This is a genomic window from Mycolicibacterium vaccae NBRC 14118 = CIP 105934 (genome assembly GCF_001552715.1).
Classification (GTDB): domain Bacteria; phylum Actinomycetota; class Actinomycetes; order Mycobacteriales; family Mycobacteriaceae; genus Mycobacterium; species Mycobacterium vaccae.
The window spans coordinates 1-2193 of record NZ_BCRS01000318.1; the positions used below are offsets into that span (position 1 = coordinate 1).

Annotated in this window: 1 protein-coding gene and 1 pseudogene; both read right to left on the reverse strand. The window is 69.9% G+C overall.

Annotated features, from left to right (window positions below; genetic code table 11):
* Positions 1–447 (reverse strand): annotated as a pseudogene (locus MVA01S_RS29615) (M4 family metallopeptidase); the annotation flags it as partial.
* Between the two features lie 94 nt (positions 448–541).
* A partial coding sequence (locus tag MVA01S_RS29620; protein ID WP_060941830.1) for a molybdopterin-containing oxidoreductase family protein occupies positions 542–2193 on the reverse strand: 1652 nt, incomplete at its 5' end.

Sequence of the window (2193 nt, forward strand, 5' to 3'; positions counted from 1 at the left end):
CGCCGCGGTCCGCGGCGCAGGCGCGGGCGCGGGCGCGTCCTCAGGCTCGGGGGCCGCCTCGATCTCCGGCTCGGGGGTGGGCTCGGCGACGGCGACGGTGTCGTCTTCGGCGGCATCCTCGTTTTCGGCGGCGTCGTCCTCGTGGGCGCGCGTCTTCGACTGGCGGGACGGCTCGTCCCCGGGCTCGGGTTCGTCGTCCTCGGGTTCGTCGACCTCGGGCTCGGGTTCGGGCTCGTCGGCAGGTTCGTCGTCGGGCTCGGCCGGCGCGGTGTCGCTAGTGGCGTCGGTGGAGTCCGCGGACTGCGATGTACCGGAATCGGTCCCGTCGGCCGGGCTCGCGGAGGCGACCCCCTGCCCCGTGACCACACCCAACCCGACACCGACGAGCAGGACCCCGGAGTACAGACCGCGCAGAGAACCGCTCGGCGACTTCGGGCACCGATCCACGTTGACCCCCACCTTTGACGTAGCGAGCAGAACCTACCATTGCGTTAGCAAACTTTCGGACGTTTTCCGGCGGTGATCTGCGAGGGACGCGGATTCAGCCGGCCGTGACGCCCGCCGTGGAGGTCACAGGTTCGATGCGCACCGCGACGCCGTTGAGCACCGACATCCCGGCCAGGCGTTCCAGGCCGGCGGCGTCGTTGGACATCAACTCGTTGACGTTGGCTCCGCCGGCGCGGTTGGCCAGCTGCCAGCCGCCCCGATGCCCCCAGCCGTGCGGAATCGCAACGGTTCCCGGGGCAACCTCGTCGGTGACGAGCACCTCAGTCTCGATGGCGCCGTCCCGGGACGTCACGCGCACGGTCGCGCCGTCGGTCAGGCCGGCGGCCGCGGCGTCGGCGGGATTGATCCTGGCCCGGTGCCGCCGGTCGCCCTTCATCAGCGTCGGGCTGTTGTGCATCCACGAGTTCTGCGAACGGATCTCGCGCATCCCGATGGCCATCAAGGGGAAAGCGGGATCGTCGGGGTGGCGTTCACCGAGCCGCTCGACCTCGGCCAGGATCTCCGTCGGCGCCAGCCGTACCAGACCGTCGGGATGCTTGACCGCCTCGGCGCGGATACCGGTCGGCGCATGCTCGGACAGCACGATCCCGTGCGGGTTCTCGCGGAGCTTGCGGGGGTTGATTCCGTTGCGCCGCAACCCGAAACGGTCACCGTACGGACCGATCCGCATCAGCAGCTCGACCAGCCGGCGCGGTGTCATGCGGCCCAGCCCGCGCCGGTCCAGCCAGCTCAGCACCCCGTTGAACCGCTCCAGCGCGCCGTTGGCGAACAGTGACAGGCCCATCCGGCGGGCCAGCTCGTCGAACACTTCCCACTCGTTGCGCGCCTGTCCGTAGGCGGGCACGACGGCTTCGGCGGCCTGCGCGAAGACCGTCGTCGAGCAGTTCGCCAGGCTGTAGGGCACATCGTGGCGTTCCAGGAACGTGGTGGCGGGCAGGATGTAGTCGGCGTGACTGTTGGTCTCGTTGACATAGAGGTCCAGCGACACCATCAGATCCAGTTCGCCGAGCGCCTTTTCGAGCATCGGGCCGTTCGGCACCGTCAATACCGGATTTCCCGCCGTCACGAACAGTGCCCGCAGTTGCCCGTCACCGGGGGTGATGATCTCCTCGGCCATCAGCGCCGCGGGATAGGTGCTGATCACCTCCGGCAGGTTCCCCACCCGCGAGCGCGCCGTGTCATAGGTCATCTTGCCCGACGTCTCGGCCAGATCCTCCAGCGGAATCACCGCGCGGGCGAACAACATTCCGCCGGCCCGGTCCAGGTTTCCGGTCACGATGCTCAGCACGTCGAGCAGATGGCTCACCAGTGTCCCGTGGCGGCCCAGGCACGCGCCGGTGCGGCCATAGGCCACCGCGGTCGGCGCGGTCGCGAAATCGCGTGCCAGCGTGCGCAACACGTCGGGTTCGACACCGGTGCGCAGGTGGGTGCGTTCCGGAGGGAAGCCACGGGCGAGTTCACGCAGCGTCGACCAGTCCGCGGTCTGGGCGTCGAGTGCGGCGACGTCGGCGAGGTTCTCGTCGAAGATCACGTAAAGCATCGACAACAACAGCCAGGCGTCGGAGTCGGGGCGCACGGGCAGATGCTCGTAGGCGCGGGCCGTCTCGGTCCGGCGCGGGTCGACGACGACGACGCGGCCGCCGCGCGCGGTGATGCCGGCCAGGTCGTCGCGCACCCGCGGGGTGC